This is a genomic window from Bacillus sp. PAMC28571, assembly GCF_014250435.1.
In the GTDB taxonomy this organism is placed as follows: Bacteria; Bacillota; Bacilli; order Bacillales; family Bacillaceae; genus Bacillus; species Bacillus safensis.
The window spans coordinates 43,539-57,540 of record NZ_CP060191.1; the positions used below are offsets into that span (position 1 = coordinate 43,539).

Here is a 14,002-nt window from a genome sequence, read left to right on the forward strand (position 1 = left end):
AAATGGCATACAACTGATGCATTTCGTTGTATGATAGATAAAGATTTTATGAGAAAAGTGAAAGGGGGGCCACCTTTGGGATCAGTCACCTTAGCCATTTTGATTTTCATCATGACCCTCGTCCTTGTCATTTGGCAGCCAGGACGTGTCACCATAGGATGGTCAGCGTGTGGAGGCGCCATTCTTGCACTTGCCTTTGGTGTCGTTCATCTAGGCGATGTGTGGGAAGTCACGCAAATTGTATGGAACGCTACCTTTGCCTTTATTGGCATTATTATCATTTCGTTAATTTTAGATGAGATCGGTTTTTTTGAATGGGCTGCACTGCATATGGCAAAAGCCGCAAGAGGCAACGGTGTCCGCATGTTTATTTACTTAACATTGCTCGGCGCTGTTGTGGCTGCTTTTTTTGCCAACGATGGAGCGGCACTGATCTTGACCCCAATCGTTTTATCTGTGGTGAGAGCGTTGAAGCTGGATGAGCGCATGGTGCTGCCTTTTGTGATGGCAAGCGGTTTTATTGCAGACACAACCTCCTTGCCATTTGTCATTAGTAACCTGGTCAATATCGTATCAGCCGACTATTTTCATATTGGTTTTCTAGAATATACAGCGAATATGTTCGTGCCAAACCTTGTGTCGCTTGGAGCGAGCATGCTGGTTCTGTATGTATTTTACCGAAAGCTTATCCCAAAAACCTACGATCTGTCACAAGCAAAGGAACCGGCGTCAGCTATTCGAGATATCCGTATGTTCCGTTTGTCTTGGTATGTGCTCGGCTGTCTGCTTGTGGGTTATTTTGCGGGGGAGCTGATCGGTATTCCAGTGTCCATCATCGTAGGCGGGATTGCCCTTGCTTTCTTATGGCTGGCGAGAAGAAGTCCACAAGTAGCGACAAAGCGAGTGGTCAAAGAAGCGCCGTGGTCCATTGTGTTTTTCTCGATCGGTATGTATGTCGTCGTATATGGACTGAAAAATGTCGGTCTTACAGAAATATTGGCGGCATGGATCCAGCAAGGGGCTTCACATGGCTTGCTTGCAGGAACGATGTTTATGGGCGTGCTTGCCGCAGTGCTGTCCTCTGTGATGAACAATCTGCCGACCGTTTTAATTGATGCGATTGCCATTGGACATACAGATACAGCAGGTGTCATGAGAGACGGACTGATTTATGCCAATGTCATCGGCTCCAACCTTGGACCGAAAATGACCCCAATCGGCTCATTGGCGACATTGCTGTGGCTTCATGTCTTAAAGAAAAAAGGCGTCCATATCTCTTGGGGGGCGTACATGAAAGCCGGAATCATCCTGACCATCCCAACCTTGATTCTCACATTACTCGGGTTATATGTATGGTTATGGCTTATTCATTAATTATCGTGTAGACAAATCCTCGCATTCGCCCGCAGGTCTGCGCTTCGGTGCTTAGGGCTGCAAAGGTTTTCTAACACGCTGAAAAAGAGCAGATCCATGAGATCTGCTCTTTTTTTGCTACAGATATTTCGCATAGCGTTTTTCTAAAAAGTCCTGAAGCAATGAGACGACACTACAAATGCCCCAGTAAATGAGTGCGACCAAAATATACATGGTCATATAATCGAATTCTCGTCCGCCTACAATTTTTGCTTGCTGGAAGAGCTCTGGTACAGTAATCATTGCTGCCAGTGAGGAAGCTTTGATTAAATCGAGCATGACATTGGTCAATGGAGGCAGGGCGATGCGGACGGATTGAGGCAAAATGACACCACGCATCGTTTGCCAATAGCTGAGACCTAATGATTTAGCAGCTTCCACCTGTCCACTTGGAACAGAGGAGAGGGCCGCCCGGTTAATTTCTGCAATATAGGCAGCACTATTAAAGCTGAACCCAATAATGGCGGCAGTGACCGCTGTGAACTCAATGCCGATATAGGGGAATCCAAAATAGAGAATAAACAAAATCACCAGAATGGGCACGCCTCGCATGAATGAGATATACAGTCGTGCAGGCAGCCGAAGAATCCATGAATTCGCCATCCTGGCAAGAGCGATAAAAAAGCCAAGAATGGTACCAAAAAACATGCTCACAAAGGAAATGAGCAGCGTCAGCCAGATGCCTTTCATAACAAACGGAAATGACGCCTTTGCCAGTGCAGGATTAAATATATATTCTAAATGAATATCTCCCACGATTGCGGCTCCTTATTTGGAAATGTCGACATCTTCGACATCAGCATCAATTTTCTTAGAGACGTCTGCATGATTAAAGAATTTCTCAGAAATCTTTTTCATTGTTCCGTCTTTTTTCATGTCGCCTAATACACGATTTAATTCTTTTTGAAGCTCTTTGTTGTCCTTCTTCATAACAAAACCTTGTTCATTCGGCATGTACTTCAAGTCAGGGTGAATCGTAATATTTAGTTTAGGAAATGCAGCAAGAGCCAGTGTCTGCAAGTAATAATCATTTAGAATGACATCTGTACGGCCGTTTGCAACATCCTTTAGGTATTGCTCGTTTGTCGCATTATCATAAATGACTTCCTTTGCACCGTACTTACGAGCAACATCCATATAAATCGTTGTGGCAGCCCCTGCTGCTTTCTTTCCTTTTAAATCTTTTAAAGTTTTAATGCCAGATAAATCATCTTTCCGTACGATAGCCGTTCCGTAGGAATATTTATAAGGGGTTGAAAAGGCAAACTTGTCTTTTCTGTCATCTGTGATGTCGATATCATTTGCAGCGGCATCCACTTGACCAGAATTAATGGCGCTCAGCATCCCATCATAGCCCATTTCTTTAAATTCTACTTTCACTTCAAGACGTTTAAACGCTTCTTTGACGACTTCTACTTCATAGCCAGTTAATTGATCCTTGCCATTAGAAGTATCATGATAAGAAGTTGGATAAAGGGTGCCTGAAGTTGCAACCACGATTTTCCCTTTCTTTTTAATCTGATCCCACTTTGTGTCTTCAGATTGAGATGAGCCTGATTGACTGCAAGCAGACATGATAAGCATGAAAGCAGATACAACAAGCATGATCCATATAGGTTTTTTATGATAAAAACGACTCATTTAAGAATCCTCCTCTATTTTTTATACAAAACAAAACATAGCACGCTTTTTCTGTAAGGACAACGTTTTCAGAAGAAAAGTGAAAAAGTAAGAATATTTTAAGCAATTTGCGTGTTAGAAATAATGTATAAAAAAGGAAAGCGAGCGCAAAATAAAGGCGAATAAAGGAGGGAACAACAATGATGCAAAAAATAAGTAGTTTGATCATCTTGTCGATGATGCTGTTATTTGGTTTTCATATAGAAACGGCTCATGGAGAAACACCTCAAATGGAAAAGCGCCCGGTGACACATCAAGTGAAATTAACAGCAGAACAACAAAAACAAATTGAAATCCTTGAGCAGCAAATTCTTTCTAAGCGAAAAGAAGTCATTGAGAAATATGTACAGTACGGCGTGTTAACAAAGGAACAAGGCACACACATCACGAAACGAATGGATGAGCATTACACTCATTTGAAAAAGAACGGATTTGTTCCATTGCTGAAAAAACCACAGCACCATCGCCCATGATAATGATGAAACCGGCAGCGAAGTGCCGGTTTTTTATTGTCGATCAGAAGGTGAGACTTTCCCCATCTTGAGGGACAAAAATGGCTTGATCTGCATGATGCTCTTGAACGTAAGCTTCTAAAGCAGCTCTTGTTAACAGGCAATGATTCACTGCTTCAAGATGACAGACGACAATTTGAGCTTTTGGCTGAGAACGGTGAATGTCTAGAATCTCTTCCTTGGTCATTGTAATGGGATCGCCTTCTAAAAATTGAGCAGCCCCGCTATTGACCACAATGACGTCTGGCTTGCTTGTATTCACAACCTCTTTCGGTTCATCACACCAAATGGTATCACCTGCAATATAAAGGGTAGGTTCATCAGGGTGAGAGAAAACAAAACCGCTCACCTGCCCCATCCGCTTCGCCGTTTCTCCCGTCCCATGCTGTCCGCCTGTACGTTTAATATGAACACCGCAAATGTCCATTTCATCTTCAATGCATGTGACATGCTGAAATCCAGCTTCTTCAACTTCTTTTCGATCCTTCTCCGATTGAGTATAAATTGGTTGATCCTGAGCTAATTTCCTTTTGGCCTCGTCGTCAAAGTGGTCCACATGTAAATGAGAGAGTAAGACAGCATCTGGGTGTAACAGACTGTCTAAATCTATATTTACAGGAAGCTCCACAATAGGATTGTTCAAATGTTGATTGGCTGTATGAGGGAACGGTGGATATGTTCCTTTTGCTGCTAAAAAGGGATCGATTAAAAAAGTTGAATGACCATAGTGAAGGTATAAAGTCGCATTGCGAATGAGTGTTATTTTCATAAAAAGGCCTCCTTTTTTTCTGATTAAGTTTACAGTATATTAAAAGAGTTCTACGTGACAGAGGATCATGAAAGTCTTTTGGCAGAAGGGCTTGATTTTTGAAAGAGGTGAGCCAATGCTAGACCAAACAGATATGAATATTTTAAAAGAACTATCAAAGAACAGCCGATTAACGATGAAAGCTCTAGGTGAAAAAGTTCATTTAACCGGCCAAGCTGTTGCAAATCGGGTGTTAAAGCTAGAAGAAGAAGGCGTGATTGAAGCATATACCATTTCAATTGATTGGCAGACACAAAAGACGATTCAAACCTTTTTGCAGCTATATACCCGTAGTCATCATCATGAACCACTTCTGTCGTTTCTTTATAAAAAGGAAGAAATCAAGAATTTGTTCAAAATAAGTGGTGAAGGCTGTTATATGGCTGAAGGACATTTCTCCAGTCATGATGAACTTGATCAGTTTTTAACGGAGCTGACGAATTACGCCAATTACAAACTGTCTATTGCGGTTAAACGTCTCATTCATCAGTAATAGAAGAGACGCAGGAGGAAAAGGAACGATGCAAAAATTAATCGAAAATCAAGCTGAACCGATGACAAAGGAAAGAATCAAAGCAGACTTGGTTCAACTTGGTGTGAAAAAGGGCATGATTTTATGTGTTCATTCATCTTTATCATCAATCGGCTGGGTAAACGGAGGCGCTGTAGCCGTCATACAAGCATTGATGGAAACCTTAACAGAAGAGGGGACACTGATTATGCCGGCACAAACGTTAGAGCTTTCTGATCCCGCCGATTGGATCGATCCGCCTGTTCCTTATTCATGGTGGAAATCGATCAAAGAAACAATGCCCGCATTTGACCCAGCTTACACGACGCCAGCAGCAATGGGAAAGGTGGCGGAAACATTTTGGAAATACCCAGGCGTGGCGAGAAGCAATCATCCCCATTTTTCATTCACCGCCTGGGGGAAAAGAAAACATGAAATTCTGAAACACCATGCACTTTCCTTTGGATTAGGAGAGCAGTCGCCTCTTGGCCGCATGTATGATCTTCATGCTCAAGTGCTGCTGCTTGGTGCATCATTTGAGAGCATGACAGCTTTTCATCTAGCTGAATACCGAATCCCTCAGCAGGACCTCATGACAAGAGGAGCCCCTATTTTAGAGAATGGGTGGAGGGTATGGAAAGAGTACCAAGATATCATCACAAGAGAAGAACTATTTGAACAGATTGGCCGTGATTTTCTGCAATCAGGAGGCATCCATCAGCACAATCAAATTGGACTTGCCAGTTCATATTTACTGCCCATGAGAGAATCGGTAGACTATGCGGAACAGTGGCTTGATCTATACGATCAGTCGTAATCTACACTGTTTGGAAATTTACATAATAAACGTCTTGATCAGGCTGCTGTGAGGTGTAGCAGGTAAGCTGATAGTTTCCTTTTGGAATGGAGAAAGACAGCACATGGGCCATGACGCTTGTGATATAAACTTGGTCACTTGTAAGCGTAAAGGGAACTGTTATGGCTCTATCAACCGAGACTTGGGGCTCATCGCTATTTAATGTCACAATAATAGACGCCTTTCCATTATTGATTCCTTCAAAGGAAACTCCTTGATCTCCCGTTGCAAATCCTTGAAGAATGTCCTCATCTGTCCAATCAATAACAGGTGGTGTTTCGCTTCCGGTGTATACCGTGATTTGGTGGTAGGAGATAGATAGGGAATAGGCTTGATTTAAGTGATTCATATAAAAAACTCCTTTATTTATGGATTTTCGTTGGAACGTGAATGGTTAAAGAGTGATTCTTGAGGAGAAAGTTAGGCAGCAAGACGATTGTCGCCGTCTTGCGCTATTTGGTGTGGGATCTAGATGTGAAATTGCGAGACCATTGCTTTTAAATCTCCTGCTAAATGGGCAAGCGCTTCTGATGAAGCTGTTACTTCTTCCATTGCAGCAAATTGTTCTTCTGTTAAACCGGCTACTTGCTGTGAATGTTCACTCGTTCGTTTCACGCCTTCTGTAATAGACGCAAAAGACTGTTTCGCATCGTTTGTATAAGCTGCGATTTTTTGTGATGCACTTGATAAATGCTTAATGCCATTCGCCATTTCTCTCATCGACTGCTGGATATCATGAAATGATTCCTCTGTATGAGAGATAAGTACAGCCCCTTGAGCCGCTTCCTCTCTTACTCGTTTGATGGCATTCGTCGAATGAGTCATCTCTTTTTGTATTTCAGAAATGAGATGGGAAATCATGTTTGATGATGCTTGAGATTCTTCTGCAAGCTTTCTCACTTCGTCTGCGACAACAGCAAATCCTTTTCCATGCTCACCTGCCCGTGCTGCTTCAATTGCTGCATTAAGAGCTAGCAGGTTTGTCTGGCTGGCGATATCTGTAATGACTTTGGAAATATGATCAATTTCAGCTGAACGTGTTTCCAATGCTTGAATCGCTGTACCATTTTCTTCAATTGATTTGGCAATAGACGTCATTTGTGAATGAACTTCACCGATATTGTGTACACCTTTTTGGGCCACTTCTTGTGCGGAGTGACTTCTTGAAGCCATTTGTCCTGCATTTTCAGTGATGTTTGCCAGCTCGTTTGATACTTGAATCATTTTGTGCTCACTAGCTGTCATTTGAGTGGACTGTTCTTCTGAAGATTGTGCCACTTCTTGAATCGTGTAGGTGATTTTTTCTGATGCTGCACTTGTTTCTTCTGCGCTAGCTGACAGCTGCTCAGAGGATGTGGCCACTAATTCAGACGTGTTCATGACATTTAGAATGGTTTGATTTAGTTTTTCACGCATCTTATTGAAATGGCCAGCCAGATCAGACAATTCATCACCAGCAGTATCCGTCACATTGATGGTTAAATCACCTTCGCCTGCACTCTTAATGGCAGAAGCCATATGCTTGAGACGTGCCTGAATCCGTTTAGTGAAAATAGAAATAATGATGACCGAAACGATCAGACTTAACAAAAGGACGATGACAAATTGTATATAGAATGACTGAAGCATTTGTGAAATCATGCTTTGATTGGCGCCAGTATAAAAAATACCAATTGTTTCGCCTGCTTCATTTTTGATCGGCATATAAGCCGTTTGATAGTCTTTCCCGGCAACATTTGCAGTGCCGTAATAGTTTTCTCCTTTATCTAAAACAGTGGTCTTCACTTCAGGAGAGACTTCTGTACCTACAGCTCGTTTCCCGTTTAACATGACATTCGTAGCAACGCGGGTATTTCCTTGAAAAATCGTGATGGTATCACCGGTATATTCGGCTAATTGGTCAACCAATGTGTCATGATCATTCATTTGCGTATTTCCTTTGAATAGCTTGTTCTCTTTAATCTGCCACGAGCCTTCTACTTTTTCATTCAGGTAGGCGTAGCCTAGTTTTAAATCACCTTTTGCTTTTTCAGTTGCCATATGCTTGATGTTTTCTGTCATCTCGCGATTCACCACATAACCAACAACTGCGGAAAAGATGATGAGGACACTTAAAAAGATCAGCAAAATTTTGGCGCCAAGCCTCAGTTTTCCCTTTTTCTTCATGCTTTTTAACTCCTTTAGGTATAAGGTAGGATATCCCTCCTTAAGGATTATCGGCATGAAAAAAGTGTTTAAAATACCTGCATGCAGTCATGTGAAAATTTTTTTAATATAGAAAAGGGAAAGGCTGCTAATCGATGATAAATTGAATTCTTGTGCCGTCAGGATCATCCGATAATTGATGACTCACCCACGAGCCTGCGCCTCTATTATCAGAAGGGCGTACATATTTGACAGAAGCTCCTGTGCCTCCTTCTTTGCACATTGCCATTGGCCATTCGTCACGATCATACCCGCGCTTTGTTGGAACGCCATGTAATGATCGATCCCTCTGCTCATCACTATGTTTACGGTCAATTGTACAAATGGATGAATGACCTTCATCAATGGCTTCTTCTATGTGCTTGGCTGTTTCGGGATAGCGGTCTGATGGAAAATGAATCGTTTTGTCATAAGATGAATTCGCTGTCTCTTGTTTCCCTTGCTCCAGCTGGATATAGCCTGTTGCTACACCAATAACAATCAATAAAAGCAAGAGAATCATTTTAAGAAGTTTCATAGGTGCTGGCTCTCTTTCTTGTTTGCGTATTTTGTAAACAGAAGTATAGCAGAATTACTTACCAATTTCTCCTGGTTTTGAAAAAACGCCTTTTAAAATTCAAAAAACAGATTTTACTTGATTTCTTGTTTTTCATTTTTGTAGAAATTCATAAAAATTTTAATTTTGTAGATCATAAAACGATTATGCTCATCCAAAATGGCTTTATCACTGCTTTTTGAGCTAATTTCAAGAATTTAACACACAGAAATTTCAAAAAAATAAAATTGACTAGACCGATCTGCTTTAATAATATGGAGTCAAATATCAAAAAATGTCGTAATTTATCAAAATATGATTCTAATTACATTGTAGGAGGGAAGTACAAATGGCGGATGTCTCATACCGGCTCGGAATAGACATAGGCGGAACATTTACTGATTTATCGTTGATAAATGAAGCAACAGGGGAGCTGACTGAACTCAAGACACCCACAGTGACTGATGACCCAGCCCAAGGTATTATCAATGGGTTAAATCTTCTAAAAAAAAGAGGTGTTGATTTATCCAACATCCAATACCTCGTTCACGGAATGACAATCGGTCTTAATACATTATTGCAGCGAAAAGGAGCAGATTTAGCCCTTTTTGTGACAGAAGGATTTCAAGATATATTGTCACTTCAACGTTTACGACTACCCATTCCTTATGACTTCAATTCTCGTTTGCCAGAACCATTGATACCTCGGAAGCATGTATATCCAATCTCTGAAAGGTTGATACACGATGGTACGATCAAAAACCCTCTCTATCTGCAGCAGTTAGATGATGCAGTCCAGCATGTTATATCTAAAAATCTAGCAGGCATCGTCATTTCTTTTTTACATAGTTATCAAAACCCAGTTCATGAATTACAGGCAAAAGCCTATATCAATCATCATTATCCACAGTTAGAAGTCCTTACTTCATCTGAATTATGGCCTCAAATGAGGGAATACGAGCGTACAGTGATGTCTGTTGTTAATTTGTACATTCAACCAAAGGTGAAACAGTATTTACAAACACTGAAAAGTCGTTTGAAGGAAGAAGGTGTACCAATTTCTCCATACATTACACAATCAAATGGTGGTTTAATGGATGCAGAAAGTGCGGCAACTTCGCCTGTTAAGACTCTCTTTTCTGGTCCGGCAGCTGGTGTCATCGGTGCGGCGAGAATTGCAGCATCAGCTAGTGAACCCAACCTGATCACTTTTGATGTCGGGGGGACGAGTGCAGATATCTCGATTATTCAAAATGGACAGCCTACAATGGCTCAATCGAATCAGCTTTCAGGCTTTCCAATTATTCTCCCATCTGTAGCGATGTATTCAATAGGAGCAGGAGGAGGTTCGGTAGCATGGATTGATCAGGGCGGACTTCTAAAAGCGGGGCCAGAATCAGTTGGCTCAAATCCGGGACCAGCTTCGTATGGAAAGGGAGAAAAAGCAGCTTTAACTGATGCGTTTCTTATATGCGGTTATCTCAATCAAGAACGTTTTGCCGGAGGACATTTACAATTACAGTTGTCTGCGGCGAAAAAGGCCTTTCAGCCAATTGCTGATCAGCTCAACAAAACGGTTGAAGAGGCGGCTGACCAGCTCATTCAAGTAGCCGTAGCCAATATGTACACAGAATTAAGCAATGTGATGGAGCAGCAAGGATTTGACCCTAGAGATTTTAGTTTGCTGGCGTTTGGCGGAGCAGGGCCGGTTGTGGCGAATTTTCTTGCGAGAGAAATTCATGCGAAAAATGTGGTTGTTCCTCCGAGTCCGGGTACATTATGTGCATTAGGTGCTCTGACCGCTGACTTTATTCATGATGCGGTGCTGTCGAAGAAAATATGCTTACAAGACTATTCGATCAACCAACTAAAACAAGATTATGAGAAGCTGTCGCGAAAAGCGGCTGATTGGGTCAGCCAGCAGGACATTCAGCATATCAATCAAACATCCATTCTATTATTAGCAGACGCACGTTATCAAGGACAGGCATTTGAGATTGAATTGCCATTATCGATTGATTGGCTAAAACAAGAACAAGACATCCACCAACTCATTGAAGCCTTTCACAAACTGCATCAACGACAATATGGTCATAGGGATGATCAGGCAAACATCGAGTTTACTCATTTACGCGTTCGAGTCATAGGCGAGACGCCTCCTCTGCCTTTTTCACCTGTTCATGAAAGCAGCGGACAGTCTTTGAAACCATATGAATATAGACGAATCTTTATAGAGGAAAAAGAATACGAAGCATCGGTTTATAACCGGGATACTCTGTCAGTAGGTTCTATTGTTAATGGACCAGCCGTTATTGAGCAGGATGATACAACAACATTAATTTTGCCAAACTGGGCAGGCAGCATTGATCCATCAGGTAACTTAGTGATTTCAAAGGAGGCAGCTTTACATGAGAACTGATCCAGCAAAGCTTGAGATGATGCGCAGTTATTTTAATGCGATTGCATCAGGCATGGGACATGTCATTGAACGAACGTCATTTACGACCTTCGTCAAAGAATCTGCTGACTTTGCGACAGCATTAGCCACGCCTTCTGGAGATTTCTTTGTTTATCCGAAGACAGTGGGTGTGACGATCTTTTTAGGGCTGAGTCTAAAAAAGGCGATTGAAGAAAGCGGGCCGATGCAGCCAGGAGACATTATCATCACTAATGATCCTTATACGACAGATGGTTTGGCGACTCACCTGCCAGATGTCCATATCATTAAGCCGATTTTTGTAGATGATGAAATCGTAAGCTATGCTTGGTCTTTTGTTCATGTCAGTGATGTGGGTGGACTTGTGCCTTCGAGTATTTCACCGACAGCAACGGATGTTCATCAAGAAGGATTAAGAATTCCGCCAGTAAAAATTTATGAAGGCGGAAAAGAGAATCAGGTCGTACGTACCTTTTTAAGAGCTAACAGCCGCGCTAGTCATCTAAATGATGGTGATATCAATGCGATGATTGCTGCAGTGAATACAGCAGATATTCGGTTAAAAGAAATGATTGAGAAATTCGGAAAAAACGAAGTGAAACAAGGAATGATAGACTTGCTGAAGCAAGCCGAGGATCGTGCTGGAAAGGTCATTGAAGCTATACCGGATGGAACGAGTGAATTTGCTGATTATTTAGATGATGATATGATCTCAGACGTCCCTATTCGGTTGAAAATCAAGCTAACGATCAAAGGGAAACGGCTGACGCTCGATTTTTCTGAGTGTGATCCGCAAGTAAAAACAGCCTTTAACCTTGTCACCAATGGTCAGAAGCATTCCTTTCTTTATCAAGGGTTGATTAATTACATCATTAGTAAGGATCCTTTTATACCGATTAATGGTGGAATAACGTATCCAATTGACGTGGTCTCTCCTAAAGGAACGCTGGTGCACCCAGAATACCCTGCCTCTGTCGGAATTCGGCATTCGATTACGATGAGGCTGTACAATGTCGTGCTAGGCGCCATTGGTAAGCTGCTGCCTGAAGCAGTGCCGGCAGCAGGTGCAGGTCAATCTGCCATTGTGGTTCTCTCTGTACCTGATGATCAAACGGGTGGCAGGAAAATGTCCGTTGTCGAACCATTAGGCGGAGGCGGAGGTGCTCAAAATGGTACTGATGGAGTGGACGGTATTGATCATTCGTCAGGCTTTTTGAAGAATACCCCAATTGAGAGTTTGGAACAGCATATTGATATTCATGTTCACCGATATGAGCTTCTGCCGAATACAGGTGGAGCTGGTGAAAATCGAGGCGGACATGCGATTGGTTTGGAATTTGAAATGATGAAGCCTGAATCGATGGTGACAGCACGAGGAATGGAACGGATGAAGTTTCAGCCTTGGGGATTAATGGGCGGCCGAGCAGGAGCGGTTGGTGAGGTCAAGCTGATCACAGCTAATGGTGAGAAACAAGACCAGCCCAAAATAGATGTCTTGCGACTTGATAAAGGCGATATCGTTCAATTGATTTCACCAAGTGGAGGCGGCTGGGGGAATCCATTTGACAGGAAGAAAGAAAAAGTCCTTCAGGAAGTGGAAGCAGGTCTATTAAGTGAAGAAAGAGCGCTGCAGCAATATGGTGTGAAAATATATTTAGACCAAAATGAATGGAAGATTGATGAGGAGCAGACGAGCAGGGTACGTGAAAAGGTTAATCATTCTCCATCTACTGACGTGTGGGATTTCGGAGAACAAAGAGCAGCTTATGAGAAAGTATGGACGGACGAAGCCAGCAGTGAGCTAGCCGTTAAGCTTCGTTCCTATCCGGCTAATGAACGTACGCACTATAAACATGCAGTTCATCAACATTTCAGTCATAGAAAAGAGCCGTTAACAACGAAAGATATTACTCAAGCACTTCGTCAAATGAATGGACAAAAAGGGGGAAATGAATCATGAAAAGAAGATTAATCGCTATTTTTGCAGGCATCCTATCAATCGTTGTACTGCTGACCGCTTGTGGTGGAAATGGAAAGGATCAAGGCAAACAGCAGCAGACTGTGATTGTTGGCGTATATGGAGGCGATTGGGAAAAGAATATCAAACCAATCCTCGAAAAGTTTGAAAAAGATACAGGAATTAAAGTGCAAACCGTCTCTGGGGCGGATTCTGAATGGTTTACAAAATTAAAAGCGTCAAATGGGAAAAATCCACCATATGACTTACTAATCTTACAGCCTGATACGATTCAAAGAGGTATCGCGGCAAACGTTCTTGCGCCTATTGATGAAGATCAAGCGCCGAACGTCAAAAAGCTTTACCGTTCTGTCCAAAAGAAGCTTACTGTGAATGGAAAACAATATGCAGCAGGTTTTAGTATGGGGCAGCTTGGTATTGCTTATAGAAAAGACCTCGTCAAGCAGGAACCAAACAGCTGGACTGACCTATGGAGCAGTCAGCTGAAAGGGAAGGTAGCCATTTCATCTCCGACTTATTCAGCCGGTTTGCAATTTTTCTCTGCACTTGTTCATGCGCAAGGGGGGACAGAATCAAATCCTAAGGATATTGATAAAGCATTTAAAAGTCTCGCGCAGTTAAAAGGTCATGTTGCTGCTTTTCCAGATAACCCAGGATCGATTCAAACCTTGTTAGAACGTGGGGATGTTGCGGCTGTTCCATATTGGGACGGACGAGTATTTGCACTTGAAGAAGAAGGCATGGATATTGGTTTTTCATATCCGAAAGAAGGTGCTGTTGCAGCTGTTGCGAGCTGGGCTTTAACGAAGGGAAGTCCGCATGAAGAAGCGGCGTACAAACTATTAAACTACTTAAGTGGAAAAGAAGCTCAGGAGGCTTTCTCGGAAAAATCTTATTATGGCATGTCGAATTCTGATGTGAAATACGATGACAAGATTAAGGGGAAAGTGAAAGTTGGAGAAAATTATTACAGCAAGCTGACGTGGGTAGATTATGAAACAGCGACCTCTGAGCTTGGCAATTGGACAAATCGATGGAACGAAGTATTAGGCGGAGGAAAATAGGTG

Annotated in this window: 13 protein-coding genes and 1 pseudogene; 7 read left to right on the top strand and 7 right to left on the bottom strand. The window is 42.2% G+C overall.

Features of this window, described 5'->3' with window-relative positions; all coding sequences use genetic code 11:
• Positions 1-75 precede the first annotated feature (75 nt).
• Positions 76-1,374, top strand: coding sequence for an arsenic transporter (locus H7F25_RS00205; RefSeq protein WP_135032815.1), 1,299 nt, complete (start codon positions 76-78; stop codon positions 1,372-1,374).
• Positions 1,375-1,491: 117 nt separating this feature from the next.
• On the opposite strand, the gene H7F25_RS00210 is transcribed toward H7F25_RS00205, so the two are convergent.
• Positions 1,492-2,169, bottom strand: a complete 678-nt coding sequence (locus tag H7F25_RS00210; RefSeq protein ID WP_034283291.1) for an amino acid ABC transporter permease — start codon at positions 2,167-2,169, stop codon at positions 1,492-1,494.
• Between the two features lie 12 nt (positions 2,170-2,181).
• The gene (locus H7F25_RS00215; protein WP_185854077.1) at positions 2,182-3,054 is read right to left on the bottom strand and encodes a transporter substrate-binding domain-containing protein; all 873 of its coding nucleotides are present in this window, start codon (positions 3,052-3,054) and stop codon (positions 2,182-2,184) included.
• Positions 3,055-3,236: 182 nt separating this feature from the next.
• On the opposite strand from H7F25_RS00215, the gene H7F25_RS00220 reads away from it, so the two are divergent.
• A complete protein-coding gene (locus H7F25_RS00220) occupies positions 3,237-3,566 on the top strand; it encodes a YckD family protein (protein WP_185854516.1) in 330 nt (109 codons plus the stop codon).
• A gap of 43 nt (positions 3,567-3,609) precedes the next feature.
• Here the strand turns inward: H7F25_RS00220 and H7F25_RS00225 are convergent, their stop codons facing one another.
• Complete coding sequence (locus tag H7F25_RS00225; protein ID WP_034624002.1) at positions 3,610-4,374, bottom strand: MBL fold metallo-hydrolase; 765 nt, start codon at positions 4,372-4,374, stop codon at positions 3,610-3,612.
• A gap of 115 nt (positions 4,375-4,489) precedes the next feature.
• On the opposite strand from H7F25_RS00225, the gene H7F25_RS00230 reads away from it, so the two are divergent.
• Both H7F25_RS00230 and H7F25_RS00235 read left to right on the top strand, forming a co-directional pair.
• On the top strand, positions 4,490-4,906 hold the full coding sequence (locus H7F25_RS00230) for an Lrp/AsnC family transcriptional regulator (protein ID WP_025092811.1): 417 nt from the start codon (positions 4,490-4,492) through the stop codon (positions 4,904-4,906).
• A gap of 28 nt (positions 4,907-4,934) precedes the next feature.
• Positions 4,935-5,741 carry an AAC(3) family N-acetyltransferase gene (locus tag H7F25_RS00235; RefSeq protein WP_185854078.1) on the top strand — a complete coding sequence of 269 codons (807 nt, stop codon included), beginning with the start codon at positions 4,935-4,937 and terminating at the stop codon, positions 5,739-5,741.
• 1 nt (position 5,742) lies between these two features.
• On the opposite strand, the gene H7F25_RS00240 is transcribed toward H7F25_RS00235, so the two are convergent.
• The 4 genes and pseudogenes from H7F25_RS00240 to H7F25_RS00250 all read right to left on the bottom strand — a co-directional run bounded on the left by H7F25_RS00240 (position 5,743) and on the right by H7F25_RS00250 (position 8,502).
• A complete protein-coding gene (locus H7F25_RS00240) occupies positions 5,743-6,129 on the bottom strand; it encodes a competence protein ComJ (protein ID WP_041106618.1) in 387 nt (128 codons plus the stop codon).
• 119 nt (positions 6,130-6,248) lie between these two features.
• Positions 6,249-7,196, bottom strand: coding sequence for a methyl-accepting chemotaxis protein (locus H7F25_RS19485; protein ID WP_370880873.1), 948 nt, complete (start codon positions 7,194-7,196; stop codon positions 6,249-6,251).
• A gap of 39 nt (positions 7,197-7,235) precedes the next feature.
• Positions 7,236-8,003 (bottom strand): annotated as a pseudogene (locus tag H7F25_RS19490) (cache domain-containing protein); the annotation flags it as partial.
• Positions 8,004-8,073: 70 nt separating this feature from the next.
• A complete protein-coding gene (locus H7F25_RS00250) occupies positions 8,074-8,502 on the bottom strand; it encodes a NucA/NucB deoxyribonuclease domain-containing protein (protein WP_024424305.1) in 429 nt (142 codons plus the stop codon).
• Positions 8,503-8,869: 367 nt separating this feature from the next.
• On the opposite strand from H7F25_RS00250, the gene H7F25_RS00255 reads away from it, so the two are divergent.
• The 3 genes from H7F25_RS00255 to H7F25_RS00265 are packed head-to-tail and all read left to right on the top strand — an operon-like array spanning position 8,870 to position 13,999.
• Positions 8,870-10,939, top strand: a complete 2,070-nt coding sequence (locus H7F25_RS00255) for a hydantoinase/oxoprolinase family protein (protein WP_185854080.1) — start codon at positions 8,870-8,872, stop codon at positions 10,937-10,939.
• Positions 10,929-12,917 (top strand): hydantoinase B/oxoprolinase family protein, encoded by a 1,989-nt coding sequence (locus tag H7F25_RS00260; RefSeq protein ID WP_185854081.1) that lies wholly within the window; start codon positions 10,929-10,931, stop codon positions 12,915-12,917. Before H7F25_RS00255 ends, H7F25_RS00260 begins: the two co-directional genes overlap by 11 nt.
• Positions 12,914-13,999, top strand: coding sequence for an ABC transporter substrate-binding protein (locus H7F25_RS00265; protein ID WP_024427273.1), 1,086 nt, complete (start codon positions 12,914-12,916; stop codon positions 13,997-13,999). The genes H7F25_RS00260 and H7F25_RS00265 overlap by 4 nt, the downstream gene beginning before the upstream one ends.
• Positions 14,000-14,002: the final 3 nt, after the last annotated feature.

Coding starts and splice junctions, on each gene's coding strand:
- H7F25_RS19485 (WP_370880873.1), bottom strand. CDS start 7,196: ATGCGTGAAAAACTAAATCAAACCATTCTAAATGTCATGAACACGTCT.
- H7F25_RS00215 (WP_185854077.1), bottom strand. CDS start 3,054: ATGAGTCGTTTTTATCATAAAAAACCTATATGGATCATGCTTGTTGTA.
- H7F25_RS00260 (WP_185854081.1), top strand. CDS start 10,929: ATGAGAACTGATCCAGCAAAGCTTGAGATGATGCGCAGTTATTTTAAT.
- H7F25_RS00225 (WP_034624002.1), bottom strand. CDS start 4,374: ATGAAAATAACACTCATTCGCAATGCGACTTTATACCTTCACTATGGT.
- H7F25_RS00235 (WP_185854078.1), top strand. CDS start 4,935: ATGCAAAAATTAATCGAAAATCAAGCTGAACCGATGACAAAGGAAAGA.
- H7F25_RS00250 (WP_024424305.1), bottom strand. CDS start 8,502: ATGAAACTTCTTAAAATGATTCTCTTGCTTTTATTGATTGTTATTGGT.
- H7F25_RS00265 (WP_024427273.1), top strand. CDS start 12,914: ATGAAAAGAAGATTAATCGCTATTTTTGCAGGCATCCTATCAATCGTT.
- H7F25_RS00255 (WP_185854080.1), top strand. CDS start 8,870: ATGGCGGATGTCTCATACCGGCTCGGAATAGACATAGGCGGAACATTT.
- H7F25_RS00220 (WP_185854516.1), top strand. CDS start 3,237: ATGCAAAAAATAAGTAGTTTGATCATCTTGTCGATGATGCTGTTATTT.
- H7F25_RS00240 (WP_041106618.1), bottom strand. CDS start 6,129: ATGAATCACTTAAATCAAGCCTATTCCCTATCTATCTCCTACCACCAA.
- H7F25_RS00230 (WP_025092811.1), top strand. CDS start 4,490: ATGCTAGACCAAACAGATATGAATATTTTAAAAGAACTATCAAAGAAC.